This window comes from Janthinobacterium sp. SUN026 (assembly GCF_030397625.1).
Lineage (GTDB): Bacteria > Pseudomonadota > Gammaproteobacteria > Burkholderiales > Burkholderiaceae_D > Janthinobacterium > Janthinobacterium kumbetense.
Map to the genome: position 1 here is coordinate 160,645 of NZ_JAPQNU010000003.1, position 16,269 is coordinate 176,913.

At 61.7% G+C, this 16,269-nt stretch carries 16 protein-coding genes; all 16 read right to left on the reverse strand.

Translation table 11 applies throughout. The annotated features are described in order from the left end of the window. Positions 1-141 precede the first annotated feature (141 nt). Entirely contained in the window at positions 142-1,338 is a 1,197-nt protein-coding gene (locus tag OX459_RS15435; protein WP_034753391.1) for an acetyl-CoA C-acyltransferase, read from the reverse strand. 60 nt (positions 1,339-1,398) lie between these two features. After that, a complete protein-coding gene (locus OX459_RS15440; protein WP_289905710.1) occupies positions 1,399-1,896 on the reverse strand; it encodes a YiiD C-terminal domain-containing protein in 498 nt (165 codons plus the stop codon). 11 nt (positions 1,897-1,907) lie between these two features. Continuing rightward, positions 1,908-4,307, reverse strand: a complete 2,400-nt coding sequence (locus OX459_RS15445) for a 3-hydroxyacyl-CoA dehydrogenase/enoyl-CoA hydratase family protein (protein WP_289905712.1) — start codon at positions 4,305-4,307, stop codon at positions 1,908-1,910. 14 nt (positions 4,308-4,321) lie between these two features. Beyond that, positions 4,322-6,112, reverse strand: a complete 1,791-nt coding sequence (locus OX459_RS15450; protein WP_034753387.1) for an acyl-CoA dehydrogenase C-terminal domain-containing protein — start codon at positions 6,110-6,112, stop codon at positions 4,322-4,324. 78 nt (positions 6,113-6,190) lie between these two features. Further along, positions 6,191-6,793 carry a TetR/AcrR family transcriptional regulator gene (locus OX459_RS15455; protein WP_070278980.1) on the reverse strand — a complete coding sequence of 201 codons (603 nt, stop codon included), beginning with the start codon at positions 6,791-6,793 and terminating at the stop codon, positions 6,191-6,193. Positions 6,794-7,050: 257 nt separating this feature from the next. After that, positions 7,051-7,440, reverse strand: a complete 390-nt coding sequence (locus OX459_RS15460) for an RNA-binding S4 domain-containing protein (RefSeq protein ID WP_289905714.1) — start codon at positions 7,438-7,440, stop codon at positions 7,051-7,053. Further along, a complete protein-coding gene (gene clsB / locus OX459_RS15465) occupies positions 7,437-8,600 on the reverse strand; it encodes a cardiolipin synthase ClsB (RefSeq protein WP_289905715.1) in 1,164 nt (387 codons plus the stop codon). Before clsB ends, OX459_RS15460 begins: the two co-directional genes overlap by 4 nt. A 9-nt stretch (positions 8,601-8,609) precedes the next feature. After that, positions 8,610-9,431 (reverse strand): endonuclease/exonuclease/phosphatase family protein, encoded by an 822-nt coding sequence (locus OX459_RS15470; RefSeq protein WP_251349339.1) that lies wholly within the window; start codon positions 9,429-9,431, stop codon positions 8,610-8,612. A gap of 85 nt (positions 9,432-9,516) precedes the next feature. Then, complete coding sequence (locus tag OX459_RS15475; protein ID WP_046682130.1) at positions 9,517-9,810, reverse strand: hypothetical protein; 294 nt, start codon at positions 9,808-9,810, stop codon at positions 9,517-9,519. A 19-nt stretch (positions 9,811-9,829) separates the two neighbouring features. Next, complete coding sequence (nudB, locus tag OX459_RS15480) at positions 9,830-10,294, reverse strand: dihydroneopterin triphosphate diphosphatase (RefSeq protein ID WP_289905716.1); 465 nt, start codon at positions 10,292-10,294, stop codon at positions 9,830-9,832. Positions 10,295-10,385: 91 nt separating this feature from the next. After that, the gene (gene aspS, locus OX459_RS15485) at positions 10,386-12,188 is read right to left on the reverse strand and encodes an aspartate--tRNA ligase (protein WP_180278639.1); all 1,803 of its coding nucleotides are present in this window, start codon (positions 12,186-12,188) and stop codon (positions 10,386-10,388) included. 63 nt (positions 12,189-12,251) lie between these two features. Next, positions 12,252-12,893 carry a DUF502 domain-containing protein gene (locus OX459_RS15490; protein ID WP_077398981.1) on the reverse strand — a complete coding sequence of 214 codons (642 nt, stop codon included), beginning with the start codon at positions 12,891-12,893 and terminating at the stop codon, positions 12,252-12,254. Between the two features lie 40 nt (positions 12,894-12,933). Next, positions 12,934-13,242: an FmdB family zinc ribbon protein gene (locus OX459_RS15495; RefSeq protein ID WP_289905717.1), complete on the reverse strand. Its 309-nt coding sequence runs from the start codon at positions 13,240-13,242 to the stop codon at positions 12,934-12,936. A gap of 79 nt (positions 13,243-13,321) precedes the next feature. After that, positions 13,322-13,924 carry a methyltransferase gene (locus OX459_RS15500; protein ID WP_289905718.1) on the reverse strand — a complete coding sequence of 201 codons (603 nt, stop codon included), beginning with the start codon at positions 13,922-13,924 and terminating at the stop codon, positions 13,322-13,324. Between the two features lie 19 nt (positions 13,925-13,943). Then, positions 13,944-15,515: a ubiquinone biosynthesis regulatory protein kinase UbiB gene (gene ubiB, locus OX459_RS15505; RefSeq protein WP_099665676.1), complete on the reverse strand. Its 1,572-nt coding sequence runs from the start codon at positions 15,513-15,515 to the stop codon at positions 13,944-13,946. Beyond that, on the reverse strand, positions 15,512-16,150 hold the full coding sequence (locus OX459_RS15510) for an SCP2 sterol-binding domain-containing protein (RefSeq protein ID WP_251349342.1): 639 nt from the start codon (positions 16,148-16,150) through the stop codon (positions 15,512-15,514). Before OX459_RS15510 ends, ubiB begins: the two co-directional genes overlap by 4 nt. Between the last annotated feature and the right edge of the window lie 119 nt (positions 16,151-16,269).

Sequence of the window (16,269 nt, forward strand, 5' to 3'; positions counted from 1 at the left end):
TATCTGACCACTTACGTCACGACGCCTGGCAGAAGCGTAGCGAGCGGCAGCGAGTTGTGGTCGAGAAGCGCAGCTGTGCCAGGGCACAGTGAGCATCGGAGGCCGCGAATCGCAACGCGCAGTAGCTTATGCCAGGTGTCATCAAACGCGCTCGAAGATGCCTGCTGCGCCCATGCCGGCGCCCACGCACATCGTGACCATGCCGTACTTCTGCTTGGTACGCTGCAGCGCGTGGATCACGGTGGCTGCGCGGATGGCGCCGGTGGCGCCCAGCGGGTGGCCCAGGGCGATCGCGCCGCCCATCGGGTTGACCTTCGATGGATCCAGGCCCAGGTCGCCGATGACGGCCAGCGCCTGTGCGGCAAACGCTTCGTTCAGCTCGATCCAGTCCAGCTGGTCTTGCGTGATGCCGGCGGCGGCGCATGCTGCAGGAATGGCGAATTTCGGACCGATGCCCATGATTTCCGGCGGCACGCCGCGCACGGCGAACGAGGAGAATTTCGCCAGCGGAGTCAGGTTATGCTCGCGCAGGATTTTTTCGCTGACGATCAGCAGCGCGCCAGCGCCGTCGGACATCTGCGAGCTGTTGGCGGCCGTCACGCTGCCCTTGGCGGCGAAGACGGGCTTCAGCTTGGCCAGCGACTCCATCGACGAATCGGCGCGTGCGCCTTCGTCCGTGTCGACCGTGCGGCGCGTCACGTCAACCTGGCCGGTAGCCAGGTTCGGCGTGCGCGTGATGATTTCCACAGGCGTCGTTTCCGCCTTGAAGAAACCGGCTTGCTGCGCGGCGATGGCGCGGCGGTGCGATTCGACGGAGAACGCATCCTGCTGTTCGCGCGACACTTTCCATTGCTGCGCCACTTTTTCGGCCGTCAGGCCCATGCCGTAAGCCATGCCGATGTTCTCGTCGCTGAACATGTCCAGGTTCATCGACGGGTGGTGGCCCATCATCGGCACCATCGACATCGATTCGATGCCGCCGGCGATCATCACGTCGGCTTCGCCCACGCGGATGCGGTCGGCCGCCATGGCGATGGCCGTGATGCCCGAAGCGCAGTAGCGGTTGACGGTGACGCCGCCCACGGTTTTCGGCAAGCCGGCCAGCAGCACCGAGTTACGCGCGATATTGAAGCCCTGCTCCGCTTCCGGGAACGAGCAGCCGATGATGGCGTCGGTGATCAACGCCGGGTCCAGGCCAGGCGCTTGCGCCAGGGCCGATTGCAGCACGCGCACCAGCAGGTCGTCCGGGCGGGTGTTCTTGAACATGCCGCGCGGCGCCTTGCCGATCGGGGTGCGGGTTGCAGAGACGATGTACGCGTCTTGAAGTTGTTTGCTCATTTTGTTCTTTCAAAGATGTTGAACGAGGTTCGTGTTCTGTCGAATGTCCGGGGTAGAGGCTTATCGCTTCTGCGACAAATACCAGTCCACCGTCACCTGTGCCGCCAGCGTGCCTTCGGAGTCGAAGATATCGACTTCCACGGGAAACGCCACCTTGCCATCCTGCGCCAGCTGCGCCTTCAAGGCAGCCAGGTCGCCCGGTACCCGGCCTTCGGCGCGCGTCGCGCCCCGCGCCACCTTCTGGTACTGGATGCGCGACTCCTTGGCCACCGGGCGCAAGCCCAGTATCAGCTCGGCGAAGCCGCCCGCCATGGCCGCGCCGGAAGCCGTTTCGGCCAGGGTAAACAAGGCGCCCGCATGCTGCGTGCCCAGGTGATTATTCAGTTTTGGATCTTCCGGCAGCGACACCTTCGAGGTGCCGGCGCCGATGTCGTCGATGCTGATCCCCAGCAGCCGCACGAAGGGCAAGGTGTCCATCATCTGTTGTTTGATACGGTCATACACCATGCTTGGCCTCACGCGCAGTAATACTTTAAAAACGAGGGACAGGATCGTCATCGACGCTGTGCTTAGTTGCGTACCGGTTTACCGGTCTGCATCATGCCCATGATCCGTTCCTGGGTTTTCGGATGGTTCAACAGCTCCAGGAATGCCTTGCGTTCCATATCCAGCAGCCACTGTTCGCTGACGAAACTGCCTTGGTCCACGTCGCCGCCCGATACGATCTCGGCGATCATCTCGCCCAGCTTGAAATCGTGCGCCGAAATGAAGCCGCCGTCGCGCATGTTGACCAGCTGCGCCTTGATGGTGCCCCAGCCGTAACGGCCCGTCACCTGGATCAGCGACGGCAGTTGCGGACGGAAGCCCGCGTCGAACATGGCGCGCGCTTCGACCTTGGCCACGTGCAGCAGCTCGTAGGCGTTGAACACGATCACGTCGTCTTCCTTCAGGTAGCCCATTTTCTTCGCTTCCAGCGCCGATTTCGACACGTTGGCGGTAGCTGCATTGGTGAAGCCCGTTTTCAGGAATTGCAGGATATCGTTGCCCTTGGCTTCCTTGTAGGCGCGCTGCGCCGCTTCCTTCAGGCCGCCGCCGGCTGGAATCAGGCCCACGCCCACTTCCACCAGACCGATGTACGACTCGATCGAGGCCACGCGCTTCGACGCATGCAGCGCCAGCTCGCAACCGCCGCCCAGTGCCAGGCCAGCGACCGCGGCGATCACCGGCACGTTCGCGTATTTCAGCGACATGAAGGTGTTCTGCAGTTCGGCGATGATCGGATCGACGGCTTTCACGCCGCCTTGCATGAATGCCGGCAGGGCCGATTGCAGGTCGGCGCCGGCCGAGAAGGCGCCGCCTTCGGCTGCGTCGGCGTGCCAGATCACCAGGCCCTTGAAGTTCTTCTCGGCTTCGGCCAGCGCCAGTTTCAGGCCATTGATCACGCCTTCGCCGATCACGTGCATCTTGGTCTTGAACGAGATGATCAACACATCGTCGCCCGTATGCCAGACGCGCACGGATTCGTCTTCGAAGACGGTGGTGCCGGCGGTCTTGCCATCGATGGCACCGCTGCCCAGGACTGGCGCGCGGAATGGCTGGCGGTCGTACACGGACAGGGTCGAACGTGGCACGAAGCTGTTCGACACGGCCGAATACGAACCTTCCGGCGTATGCACGCCGCCTTGTTCAGCGACCGGGCCTTCGAAGACCCATGCCGGCAGCGGTGCATTGCACAGCGCGTGGCCGGCGTCGATGTCTTCCTTGACCCAGTTGGCCACTTGCAGCCAGTTCGATGCCTGCCACGTTTCAAACGGACCCACGTTCCAGCCGAAGCCCCAGCGCATGGCGAAGTCGATGTCGCGCGCATTGTCGGCCACGGTGTCGAGGTGGATGGCGATGTAGTGGAAAGCGTCGCGGAAGATCGCCCACAGGAACTGACCTTGCGGGTTCGTCGATTCGCGCAGCGCCTTCATCTTCTTGACCGGATCCTTTTCCTTCAGGATGCGGGCGATGATGTCGGCAGCCTTGGCGCCGCCGGCGACGTATTCACCGGTGGCGAAGTCCAGGCGCTGGATTTCCTTGCCGACCTTCTTGTAGAAGCCTGCGCCGCTCTTCTGGCCCAGCGCGCCTTTTTCCACCAGCTGCGCCAGCACGGCCGGCGTCTTGTAGACGGCAGCGAACGGATCGTTCGGCAGGTAGTCCTGCATGGTCTTGATCACATGGCCCATGGTGTCCAGGCCGACCACGTCCGCCGTGCGGAAGGTGCCCGACTTGGCGCGGCCCAGCTTGGCGCCCGTCAAATCATCGACGACGTCGACGGACAGGCCGAATTTTTCGGCTTCGTGCACGATGGCCAGGATGCCGAACACGCCAACGCGGTTGGCGATAAAGTTCGGCGTATCCTTGGCGCGGACCACGCCCTTGCCCAGGGTGGTGGTCAGGAAGCCTTCCAGCTGGTCGGCGATCTGCGGCTTGGTGAACTCGGTCGGGATGATCTCGACCAGGTGCATGTAGCGTGGCGGGTTGAAGAAGTGCACGCCGCAGTAGCGCGATTTCAGGTCGGCGTCGAAGCCTTCGGCCAGCTTGGTGATCGACAGGCCCGAGGTGTTCGAGGCGAAGATCGCGTTCGGGCCGATGTGCGGGGCCACCTTCTGGTACAGGTCGTGTTTCCAGTCCATGCGCTCAGCGATGGCTTCGATGATCAGGTCGCAACCGGCCAGCAGGTCCAAGTTGTCTTCGTAGTTGGCCACCTGGATCAGCGCGGCGTCATCCTTGTTGCCCAGCGGTGCAGGCGACAGCTTTTTCAGGTTCTCGATGGCGCGCAGCACGATGCCATTCTTCGGGCCTTCCTTGGCTGGCAGGTCGAACAGCACGACCGGCACTTTCGCGTTGATGCAATGGGCGGCAATCTGCGCGCCCATCACGCCGGCGCCGAGGACGGCTACTTTTTTAACGATGAAATTGGTCATATTTTCCTCAAGTCTTAGAACAGGTCTGCGTCGAGTGCCATCAGGTTGGCCGAACCGGAACGCGCCTGACGGATCAGGGTTGCCGTTTCAGGCTGCAAGCGGGCGAAGTAGAAACGTGCGGTAGCCAGTTTGGCGGTGTAGAACTTGTCGCCGCTGGATTCTTTTTCGAGGGCGATCTTGGCCATCTGCGCGAACAGGTAGCTGTAGATCATGTGGCCGACGACGCGCAGGTAAGGCACGCATGCCGCGCCCACTTCGTCCGGATTCTGGAATGCCTTCATGCCGATTTCCATGGTCAGCTTGGTGACTTTGTCGCCCAGGTCGCCCAGTGGCGTAACGAATTCGCTCATCGCTTCATCGGTACCGTTGTCTTCGACGAAAGCCTTGATCTTTTCGCCGAACTTGCGCAGCTTGGCGCCGTTGTCGCCCAGGATCTTGCGGCCCAACAGGTCCAGCGACTGGATCGTGTTCGTGCCTTCGTAGATCATGTTGATGCGCGCGTCGCGCACATACTGCTCCATGCCCCATTCCGAGATGTAGCCATGGCCGCCGAACACTTGCATCGCGTCCGAGGTGGCGATCCAGGCATTGTCGGTGATGAAGGCCTTGATGACAGGCGTCAGCAGCGCCACTTCATCGGCCGCTTCCTTGCGCACGTCGGCGTCTGGGTGGTGCAGTTCGCGGTCGATCTGCAGCGCCACATAGGAGGTGAAAGCACGCGCGCCTTCGGCGTAGGCTTTACCCGTCAGCAGCATGCGGCGCACGTCAGGGTGCACGATGATGCGGTCGGCCGGCAGTTCCGGGTTCTTGATGCCGGACAGCGAACGCATTTGCGTGCGGTCCTTGGCGTAGATCAGCGCGTTCTGGTAAGCGATTTCCGTCAGGCCCAGCGACTGCATGCCCACGCCCAGGCGGGCCGCGTTCATGAAGACGAACATGGCGTTCAAGCCCTTGTTCGGCTGGCCGATGATCCAGCCTTTCGCGCCGTCCAGGTTCATCTGGCAGGTCGAATTGCCGTGGATGCCCATTTTTTCTTCGATGGCGCCGCAGGTGATCGGATTGCGCTCGCCGACAGTTCCATCCGCGTTTGGCAGGAATTTCGGCACCAGGAACAGCGAAATGCCTTTCGAGCCTTCCGGCGCGTCCGGCACGCGGGCCAGCACCAGGTGCAGGATGTTTTCCGCCATGTCGTGCTCGCCGGCCGAGATGAAGATCTTGTTGCCGGTGATGGTCCAGGAACCGTCCGCCTCAGGCAGCGCTTTCGAGCGCAGCAGGCCCAGGTCGGTGCCGCAGTGCGGTTCGGTCAGGCACATGGTGCCCGTCCATTCGCCCGACACCAGCTTCGGCAGATACACTTCCTTCTGGTGGTCGGTACCGTGCTCCTTCAGGCACTCGTAGGCGCCGTGCGACAGGCCAGGGTACATGGACCAGGCCTGGTTCGACGAGTTCAGCATTTCATAGAACGAATTGTTCAGCACGACAGGCAAGCCCTGGCCGCCGTATTCCGGATCGCACGCCAGGGCCGCCCAGCCGCCTTCGACGTACTGCTTGTAGGCTTCCTTGAAACCTTTCGGCGTAGTCACGCTTTTCGTGACGGGGTCGTGGTGGCAGCCTTCGCGGTCGCCGGAGTGGTTCAGCGGGAACAATACTTCGGAGGTGAATTTGCCGCCCTCTTCCAGCACCTGGTTGATGATGTCGGCGTCGACGTCGGCGTACGACGGCATTTGCTTCAGTTCTTCTTCCACTTGCAGGAACTCATGCAGGACGAATTGCATATCCCGGATTGGCGCGACGTATTGACCCATAATTTTCTCCTGAAGGCGATTAGCTAAAGTGTTGTACTTGTAAGTGCGTGTGCGTTGTTGCGGATACTGCCTGACGGCTTATTTGCTTGTGACGGAATTCTGGTATGACGCCAGCAGGCGGACAAAGCCCGCTTGCGCCCGTTCGATGCTGCCCGGCACGCGCAGGAAGCGCGCATCGTGATGCAGGGCCAGGATCAGGCCATACATCTCGTACACCAGCTGCTGGGCATCCGTGTCCGCTTTCAGGTCGCCCGTGGCGATCGATTGCTCGACACAGCGCAGCAGCGCGCCCTGCCAGGCCCGCACCATGGCCACCAGGGCTTCACGGATGGGACCGGGACGGTCGTCATACTCGACGGCGCCGCTGATATAGATGCAGCCCGAAGCGATTTCCACGCTGACCCGCTTGACCCAGCGCGCAAACATCGATTGCAGGCGCTGGATGCCGCGTGGTTCTTTCATGCTGGGAAAAAAAACTTCTTGCTCGAAACGATAGTGGTAAAGCTTCAGCACTTCCATCTGCAAGTCTTCGCGCGAGCCAAAGTGGGCAAACACGCCCGACTTGCTCATGTTCATTTTATCCGCAAGCAACCCAATGGTCAGGCCTTCCAGGCCGTCGCGGCTGGACAGGTCCAGCGCCACGTCGAGGATGGCTGCACGGGTCAGTTCGCCCTTGCGCATGAATTTGACTGAAGTATTCAAGAGGTCCGTTCTAAAAGTGATGTTGCCGATTTGGCGGACTGAAGCGAGGGTAAAAAAAGCACGCCTCGAAAAAATCCGAACGCTCGTACTATTATCCACTACCACGTAAAAGTCAAACGGGAACTTTAGAGCCGGTGTTCTATTGGTGCAGCGCAGCATTTTCAGGCTGCGTGTTTACAGCGATTTCAGGAGGGCAAAAGCGTCGCGCGCCCTTGCCGCCCCACATCAGGCGAGCCTCAGGAAAGGTCGCCTGCCTTGCTCAATTGACGGCGGTCGCGCTTGGTCGGCCGCCCCTTGATGGTGGTGCCGGGCTCGCGGAACAGCTTGCGCTCCTCGGCCAACTGCTCGCGGCGGGCGATGCTGGCCGGCGTTTCGCCATACAGCAGGCGCGCCACGGGCGCCGCGCCGCGCTTGTCGGACAGGCCCAGCACGGCCACTTCCCACGTCTCTGCGCCATTGTCGATGACCAACTCGTCGCCCACGCGCAGGCTGCGCGCCGGTTTCACGCGCTCGCCGCCCACTTTGACTTTCCCCGTGTCGACGGCCTCGCTGGCCAGCGAGCGCGTCTTGAAGAAGCGCGCCGCCCACAGCCATTTGTCCAGCCTTACCGTTGTCATCTCGTTCATGCGTACTTGCCTACTGAAAAAATGCGCATCACCAGCCGGTACACGAGGAACGCGGCCTCGTAGCCGATGCGCCGGAAACGGCCTATGTGCTTGAAATCATCCTGGTGAATCACGATGCCGTCGGCCACGCCCTGCTCGATGTGCTGGCGCAAGCTTTGCGCGAACGCCACATCCTTGATGACCACGTTCGCTTCCTGGTTCAAGAACAGGCTCAGCGCATCGATGTTGCTGGAACCGACCGTCGCCCAGTCATCGTCGACGACGGCCACCTTGGCGTGCAGCTGCGTCTTGCGGTATTCGACGATTTTCACGCCGGCGGCCAGCAGCTTCGGATAAAACGAATGCGCCACGGCATCCTGCATGCGAAATTCGCCCACGCCGATCAACAGCACCACGTCCACGCCCCGCTGGGCCGCCTGGGCCAGCGCACGGCGCAGCTTGTGGCCGGGCGCGAAATACGGGTTGGCCAGCATCACGCTTTTCCTCGCCTGGCCCAGCGCCTGCAGATAGGCGCGCTGGATGGTGCGGCGGTTGCGCAGGTTGTCGCGCACGACAAAGCCGGCCACGACCGGGTTCTTCGCCAGCTCCTTGCTGACGACGCGCATCTTGCGGTACAGCTTGATACGCCGCACCAGGTTCATCTTGCCCAATCGTGCCCACTGCGCCTGCACTTCCTCGTGGATGGCGTCCACCAGCGGGCCCTTCACCTGCACGGCGAAATCCCAGCGCGGCGCTTCCAGGCTGATGCTGTGGTCATAGTCGCAAAACATGTCGTCGTTGATATTGATGCCGCCCACCAACGCGATTTCGCCATCGGCCACGCAGATCTTGCGGTGCGTGCGCGTGATGCCGCGCCGGAACCACGGATTGAAGATGCGGTGGTGCACGCCAGCCGCTTCCAGCTCTGCATGCATGGTGTTGACCCGGCGGTTGCCCGTGCCGAACCAGTCCGTGATCATGCACACCAGCACGCCGCGCGCGGCGGCACGCTTGAGCGCATCGAGCACCAGGGCGCCCGTGGCGTCGTCGGCAAAGATATACGTTTCAAAATACACTTCCGAGCGCGCGCCGTCGATGGCCGCGATCAAGGCTGGAAAGTAATCGGTGCCGCAATACAGCAGCTGGATGTCGTTGTGGGCGATGAAATTGACTGTGCGCATGCCGGCAGTCTACGCGAGTTTCAAAGCAGCAACTATCGGCGCGTGGTCCGACAATTTGGCCCACAGGGTGCCGTGCATCACTTGCGCGCCTTCCACGTGGAAACCGCGCACATAGATGCGGTCCAGGCGGAACCACGGCAAGGCGGCGGGAAAGGTACGCGCCGGCACGGGGATTGGCGTTTTCGTCTGGCGCCGCGCCAGGGTGCGCACCAGGTCGCCCAGGGCCGAGTTCGAAGCCCGCTGGTCGAATACCTCGACCACGCCAAGCGCATTGCGCAGCTTGTCGCTGAGCGTGTTGCGCCAATCGTTGAAATCTCCCGCGATGATAACGGGCTCGCCATTCGGCGCCGACTCCATGACGGCGTCGATCAGCGCCTGCGTCTGGCGGCCCCGCCCCGACTCGAACAAGCCCAGGTGGACGACGTAGCAATGCACGTCGGCCTGCGGCGTCTTGAGCACGCAATGCAGGATGCCGCGTTGCTCGTAGGCATGGTCGGACACGTCGTGGTTGGTTTGCGAAGCGATGGGAAACTTGCTCAGCAAGGCGTTGCCATGGTGGCCATGGTCATACACGGCATTCATGCCGTAGGCGGAATGGTGCTCGGGGCCGGCAAAGAACTCGTGCTGCGACGCTTCCGGCCAATGCTTGTGGCCGTTCTTCTCGGCGCCATAGCGGGCCGCATTGCGGTCGTGCTTGCCCTGCACCTCTTGCAGAAAGACAACATCGGCATGGAACAGGGCAATCGCCTGCTTTAAAGCATGCACGCGGGGCAAGCCCCGCACGGAGGAGACACCCTTGTGTATATTATAAGTTGCTACGCGGATTTTCATGCATTGATTCTACTCCCAGACAGGCCCCGCGCGGCGCCGGCGTAGGTGCGCGTGCGCACCTAAACGAGCACAACCACGCACACAATCAGGCCAGCATGCGTCCCACGCCCGCCGTCACGCTGACGATCAGCGCCGTGATGCCGGCCGCCCAGACGATTTTCACCAGCAAGGGCGCGCCGCGCCAGGCCACGGTGCGCTTGCCCTTGGCAAATGCGCCCGGATGCAGCAGCCAGCCGATGGCCATCAGCGGCATGCCGATCGGCGGCGTGCGGCCGGGCACGGTGGAGCTGAACAGCAAGAAGATAAAGCACAGGCAAAAAACGATGCCCAAGGTGCCCAGCAGTTTTTGCTGCGCAGTCAAATGTAACCAGTTCAACATGGAATGCTTTCTAGGAAAATCAGGTGGGACGCGCCAGGCCCGTCATGGCCGGCAATTGCAAGATCGCTTCCGCGTTGGACGACGAGAAACAGCGGTCGGCCGCCGCCAGATACGGCAGCCACGCGTGCTGCAAATGCTCGCGCGGGCTCAGGGTGATGGCGATGTCGCGCGGCACTTGCACGCTGAACACGTGCTCCGTGTTGCGCGTCACGCCGGGCGCATAGCGGTGGCGCCAGATCGGATAGATCTCGTACACATTCGACAAGTTCCAGTCGCGCAGCACGAGGTCGTGCCCATCGACAACGATGCCGGTTTCTTCCGCCAGTTCGCGCGCGGCCGTCTGCAGCAGCGGTTCGTCGACGGCATCGACGGATCCCGTCACGGATTGCCAGAAACCGGGCTGGCCCGCGCGCTCGATCAGCAAGACGTCTAGGTCAGCCGTATGGATGACGACCAGCACGGAAACGGGAATTTTATGGCTCATATCAATCAAGAATGAAAAAGGCGCCTCGCAGCGCCTTTTTTTGCCTCAGCAAGTAGAACGGTAGCGGCTGCCTGGGCAGCCGCATGCTTCATTACACTACTTTTGGCTCGGTGCTGCGCAAACGGATGTGCAGTTCGCGCAGTTGCTTCTCGTCAACTTCCGACGGCGCATGGGTCAGCAAATCTTGCGCGCGCTGGGTTTTCGGGAAGGCGATCACGTCGCGGATCGATTCGGAACCCGTCATCATGGTCACGATACGGTCCAGGCCGAATGCCAGGCCGCCATGCGGTGGCGCGCCGTATTGCAGGGCGTCGAGCAGGAAGCCGAATTTCAGCTGCGCTTCTTCGGCGTCGATCTTCAACGCGCGGAAGACCTTGCTTTGCACTTCTTCGCGGTGGATACGGATCGAACCACCACCCAGTTCCCAGCCGTTCAAGACCATGTCGTAGGCCTTGGCGATGCAGGCGCCCGGATCGCTTTCCAGCATGTCTTCATGGCCGTCTTTCGGCGCCGTGAATGGATGGTGGGTCGCCGTCCAGCGGTCCGCTTCTTCGTCGTGCTCGAACATCGGGAAGTCGACCACCCACAATGGCTTCCACACGTCTTCGAACAGGCCGGCTTTCTTGCCGAACTCGCTGTGACCGATTTTCACGCGCAGCGCGCCGATGGCGTCGTTGACGACCTTGGCCTTGTCCGCGCCGAAGAAGATCAGGTCGCCGTCTTGCGCGCCCGTCTGCTCCAGGATCGTGGCCAGCACGTCGGCAGGCAGGAACTTGACGATCGGCGACTGCAAGCCTTCAGGACCCTTGGCTTTCTCGTTGACCTTGATGTAAGCCAAACCCTTGGCGCCGTAGATGGCGACGAACTGGGTGTAGGCGTCGATTTCCGAACGGGGCATGCTGCCGCCTTGCGGTACGCGCAGGGCGACCACGCGGCCGCCCTTCATGTTGGCGGCGCCGTTGAAGACCTTGAATTCGACCGACTTCATGACTTCGGTCAAGTCCGTGAAGGCCAGCTTGACGCGCATGTCCGGCTTGTCGGAGCCGTACAGGCCCATCGCTTCGGCGAAATCCATCACCGGGAACGGGTTCGGCAAGTCGATGTTCAGCGTGTTCTTGAAGACGACGCGGATCATGTCTTCGAACAGGTCGCGGATTTCCTGTTCCGTCAGGAACGAGGTTTCGCAATCGATCTGCGTGAATTCAGGCTGGCGGTCAGCGCGCAAGTCTTCGTCGCGGAAGCACTTGGTGATCTGGTAATAACGGTCGAAGTTGGCGACCATCAACAGTTGCTTGAACAACTGTGGCGATTGCGGCAAGGCGAAGAAGCTGCCCGCGTTCACGCGCGACGGCACCAGGTAGTCGCGCGCGCCTTCTGGCGTCGACTTGGTCAGCATCGGCGTTTCGATGTCGATGAAGCCCAGCGCGTCGAGGTACTTGCGCACTTCCATCGTCACCTTGTAGCGCAGGCGCAGGTTGTTTTGCATTTGCGGGCGGCGCAGGTCCAGCACGCGGTGCGTCAGACGCGTCGTTTCCGACAGGTTGTCATCGTCCAGCTGGAACGGCACGGGCACGGAAGGGTTCAGCACTTCCAGCTCCGAGCAGACCACTTCGATCTTGCCCGATTTCAAGTTGTTGTTGATCGTGCCTTCGATACGGTTGGTCACGACGCCAGTCACGCGCAGGCAGAATTCGTTGCGCACGGCTTCTGCGACCTTGAACATCTCCGCTTGTTCCGGGTTGCAAACGATTTGCACCAGGCCTTCACGGTCGCGCAAGTCGATGAAAATCAGGCTGCCGTGGTCGCGGCGGCGATGTACCCAGCCGCACAGGCTGACGGTTTGTCCCAGCATGGCTTCGGTAACGAGGCCGCAGTATTCAGTACGCATAGACATAAAATTCTCAGTTCAGGTTAGTGAGTGTTCAATCCGGCCACGTCCCGCATGGGACGCCTGCCTTTATTCTTTGGCTGCCGGGGCCGGTACAGCAACAACTTCCGCAGGCGCCACCACGCCCATCGAGACGATATATTTGAGCGCCGCATCGACGCTCATGTCGAGTTCGACGACATCGCTGCGCTTCATCATCAGGAAAAAGCCCGATGTCGGATTCGGCGTCGTCGGCACGTACACGCTGACATAGTCGCCCACCAGGTGGTTCGCCGCATCGCCGCCCGGCACACCGGTCAGGAAAGCGATGGTCCAGGAGTTCTGGTGCGGATACGGCACCAGCACGGCCTTGCGGAAGGCATTGCCCGACGGGGAAAACAGGGTATCCGACACTTGCTTGACGCTCGAATACAGGGAATTGACGATGGGTATGCGTTGCAGCAATTTTTCCCACAGTTTCACCACGTAATTGCCGACCAGGTTATTCGTCAGCAAGCCCGTGAAGAACACGATCAGTACCGTCAAGACCGTGCCCAGGCCGGGAATGGTGCTCAGCGCGGGAATCTGGCGGCCGAACCAGACGCTGGGCTGCGTACTGCCGGGCACCAGCAACAGCGACTGGTCCATTGTGCTGATGACCAGATTCAGGACCCAGGCCGTAATGGCCAGGGGTACCAAAATCAGTAATCCGGTAATAAAGTATTTACGCATCGGTTTCTCGGTAAGGGATCGTATCGGCGCGGCGCGCTTTTCAGTCCGCTTTCGGCGCAGCGGCAGCCGGGGCGGGCGCAGGGGCCGCGGCAGGCGCGTTCTCGGCGGCCGAGGCGGGTTTGGCGTTATCGGCCGGGCCCGTCGGAATGGCCGTGGTGGGCGCCGTGCCGCCGCGGAAATCGGTCGCGTACCAGCCGGTGCCCTTCAATTGGAAACCGGCGGCCGTCAATTGTTTCTTGAAACTGGGCTTGCCGCACGACAGGCACACCGTCAGTACTGGATCGGAGATCTTTTGCAAGACGTCCTTGGCAAAACCACACTCGTCACAACGGTAAGCGTAAATCGGCATCTCTACTCCGAGAAAATCATCAAAAACCCTGAATTATAAAGCTTTTCCTTTGTCGCCAGCGGAAATTGCCCCGCCCGCCTCAGTCCGCCCGGCGGCGCCAGCTCATCCAGCGCTCCTTGCCGGCGAAGACGGCGATGGAATCGTCGACGGCGTCGTCGGCCAGGCAATCGAAATGCGGCGCCAGCAATTCCTGCAGTGTCTCACGCGATATGCCGAACGGCGGCCCCTTGGCATTGTCGTCAAAGAAGAAGTAACCGGCCAGCATGGCACCGGGCGCCAGCAGCTGCGTCCAGCGGGCCGCCACTTGCGGCCACATGGCGCGCGGCATGGCGCACAGGAATGCCCGTTCATAGATCAGGTCCAGCGGCGCAACGGGTTCCCAGGCAAAGAAATCCGCTTCCACCACCCGCCCTGCCCGCTCACCCAGCTGGATGCGCGCGGCCGCCACGGCACCGGGCGAAAAATCGATGGCCGTGGCATCCCAGCCGTGTTCCAGCATGAAGACCAGCTCATACGCCGAGCCGCAGCCGGGAATCAGGCAGCGCAGCGGCACCGGGCTGCCGGCAACGAAGCTGCGCAGGCGCGCGGGCACGCCGCCGTGGTCCCAGGGCGTGAATTGCTTCTCGAAACGCTCGTCCCAGAAGGCGGGCGAGAGCGGGTCGCGGGTGTGGAAGTCAGCCATCACTTACGTCCTCAGCCAGTTAAAACGGCAGTTGATGCCAGCGCATGAACACTTGCAAGCCCAGCGCGCCGAGCGCGAAAGCGCCCACGAAGTAGACGATAAAGCTCAGCAGGCGGTTCGTCTGGCGTTGCTCCGCCAGCAAGGTTTTCATCAGTTCCACCTCGTTTTCGCGCGGTTCGCCATGCACCGTCAAGGCCTGGTGCAGCAAGCGCGGCAGTTGCGGGAAGATGTGCGCATAGCGGGGCGCCTCGGCGCGCAGGCGCTCCATGAAGCCTTGCGGCCCCACCTGGTTGCTCATCCATTTTTCCAGGTAGGGTTTGGCCGTTTGCCACAGGTCCAGTTCCGGATCCAGCTGGCGCCCCAGGCCCTCGATATTGAGCAGGGTCTTTTGCAGCAGCACCAGCTGCGGCTGCACTTCCACATTGAAGCGGCGCGAGGTCTGGAACAGGCGCAGCAACACTTGTCCAAAAGAAATATCTTTCAGCGGACGGTCGAAAATGGGCTCGCAGCAGGCGCGCACGGCCGCTTCCAGCTCATCGACGCGCGTATCCTTCGGCGCCCAGCCCGATTCGATATGCGCCTCGGCCACGCGCTTGTAGTCGCGGCGGAAGAAGGCGAGGAAGTTTTGCGACAGATAATCCTTGTCGTAGTCGTTCAGGGTACCGACGATGCCGAAGTCCAGCGCGATGTAGCGGCCGAACGATTCGGGCGCGATCGACACGAGAATATTGCCCGGATGCATGTCCGCATGGAAAAAGCCATCGCGGAACACTTGCGTGAAGAAAATCTCCACGCCATCGCTGGAGAGCTTGCGCAAATCCACGCCGGCCGCCACCAGGCGCTCCGTCTGCGACACGGGAATGCCATACATGCGCTCCATGACGATGACGCTGCTGGAACAATAATCCCAGTGCATTTCCGGCACCAGCAGCAAGTCCGAGTTGGCGAAGTTGCGGCGCAGCTGGCTGGCGTTGGCCGCCTCGCGCATCAGGTCCAGCTCGTCGTGCAGGTATTTGTCGAACTCGCCCACGACTTCCTTGGGTTTCAGGCGCTTGCTGTCGGCCCACAGGCGGCTGGTCCAGTCGGCGGCGATGTGCATCAGGGCCACGTCTTCGTCGATCAGCTTTTTCATTCCTGGACGTAAGACCTTCACGGCCACTTCGCGGCCGTCTTTCAAGGTGGCGAAGTGCACCTGGGCAATCGAGGCGGACGCCACCGGTTCGCGCTCGAAGCGGGCAAACAGCTGGTCCGGGTGTGCGCCCAGGGACTTGGTGATCTGCGCGACGGCCAGGTCGGAATCGAACGGCGGCACCCGGTCTTGCAGGCGCGCCAGCTCTTCGGCGATGTCGAGCGGCATCAGGTCGCGCCGGGTCGACAGCACCTGGCCGAATTTGACGAAAATCGGGCCCAGCTCTTCCAGCGCTAGGCGCAGGCGCAAGCCCCGTGGCGACGACAGGTCGCGCCAGAAAATCAGGGTGTCGATCAATTTGGCGGTGCGGGGAACTTGCAGACCAGAAATCGCTATCTCATCCAGGCCGTACTTGATGGAAACACGGATGATTTTAAACAGGCGCAGGAATTTCAATATCATGTAGACAAATCCGGTGAGGAGGGCTGCGGCTGGACGGCGGCGACCGCCTTTTCCAGCCGGGCAAGGCGCTTGGCCAGGCGTTCGACGTCATCGCGCACGCGCGTCACGCCAGCGGAATACTCTTGCAGGGTAGAAGGACGGATCAGCATGGGCTGTTCGTCGAGGAAATATTCGGCCACGTTTTCCGCCAGCTTTTGCTGGCCCGTGCGCACAAAGGCGGCCGCATCCTTCGCGCCGGAAACGAGGCGCGTGGCCAGCATGGGGCCGACGACCTTTTCCAGGTCGTGCTCGGCTTCCCAGCGCAAGCCCTTGCTCAATTGCGAAATCGCATTGGCAAACTCGGCATCGCCTTCGATCTTGACGTACGAAAACGCCCGCTCGCGGTTTTGCAGGATCAGCGGCACATCGGACAATTTCACGCGGATGGTGACGTTGGCCGGCATGTCGGCCGGCGCTGCTTCCAGCATGCCGGCGCTGTCGACGCGCAGGCGCAAGGCTACGGCGCCCGTGTCGATGCAGGCCAGCTTGCCGGCGTGCACGGCCAGTTGCTGGCGTGCCCACGGCTCCTGCGCCAGCAAGTGGTTGATTGTCGCGATGACGGGCGTCATCAGGGAGAGATCGGAAAGTGGTGCCATCTATATACTGCGCGCCGCGCGCGCCCCCAAAAAGAAAAAACCGCCCATCAAACAAGGTGGGCGGTTTCGATCTTACCAGTTCAGCAGGAAATATCTGTCAAGCATCATGCATTCCGCAT

Bases quoted from the DNA above. Each gene is read 5' to 3' on its own strand.
- OX459_RS15435 (WP_034753391.1), bottom strand. From the start codon at position 1,338: ATGAGCAAACAACTTCAAGACGCGTACATCGTCTCTGCAACCCGCACC.
- OX459_RS15440 (WP_289905710.1), bottom strand. From the start codon at position 1,896: ATGACGATCCTGTCCCTCGTTTTTAAAGTATTACTGCGCGTGAGGCCA.
- OX459_RS15445 (WP_289905712.1), bottom strand. From the start codon at position 4,307: ATGACCAATTTCATCGTTAAAAAAGTAGCCGTCCTCGGCGCCGGCGTG.
- OX459_RS15450 (WP_034753387.1), bottom strand. From the start codon at position 6,112: ATGGGTCAATACGTCGCGCCAATCCGGGATATGCAATTCGTCCTGCAT.
- OX459_RS15455 (WP_070278980.1), bottom strand. From the start codon at position 6,793: ATGCGCAAGGGCGAACTGACCCGTGCAGCCATCCTCGACGTGGCGCTG.
- OX459_RS15460 (WP_289905714.1), bottom strand. From the start codon at position 7,440: ATGAACGAGATGACAACGGTAAGGCTGGACAAATGGCTGTGGGCGGCG.
- clsB (WP_289905715.1), bottom strand. From the start codon at position 8,600: ATGCGCACAGTCAATTTCATCGCCCACAACGACATCCAGCTGCTGTAT.
- OX459_RS15470 (WP_251349339.1), bottom strand. From the start codon at position 9,431: ATGAAAATCCGCGTAGCAACTTATAATATACACAAGGGTGTCTCCTCC.
- OX459_RS15475 (WP_046682130.1), bottom strand. From the start codon at position 9,810: ATGTTGAACTGGTTACATTTGACTGCGCAGCAAAAACTGCTGGGCACC.
- nudB (WP_289905716.1), bottom strand. From the start codon at position 10,294: ATGAGCCATAAAATTCCCGTTTCCGTGCTGGTCGTCATCCATACGGCT.
- aspS (WP_180278639.1), bottom strand. From the start codon at position 12,188: ATGTCTATGCGTACTGAATACTGCGGCCTCGTTACCGAAGCCATGCTG.
- OX459_RS15490 (WP_077398981.1), bottom strand. From the start codon at position 12,893: ATGCGTAAATACTTTATTACCGGATTACTGATTTTGGTACCCCTGGCC.
- OX459_RS15495 (WP_289905717.1), bottom strand. From the start codon at position 13,242: ATGCCGATTTACGCTTACCGTTGTGACGAGTGTGGTTTTGCCAAGGAC.
- OX459_RS15500 (WP_289905718.1), bottom strand. From the start codon at position 13,924: ATGGCTGACTTCCACACCCGCGACCCGCTCTCGCCCGCCTTCTGGGAC.
- ubiB (WP_099665676.1), bottom strand. From the start codon at position 15,515: ATGATATTGAAATTCCTGCGCCTGTTTAAAATCATCCGTGTTTCCATC.
- OX459_RS15510 (WP_251349342.1), bottom strand. From the start codon at position 16,150: ATGGCACCACTTTCCGATCTCTCCCTGATGACGCCCGTCATCGCGACA.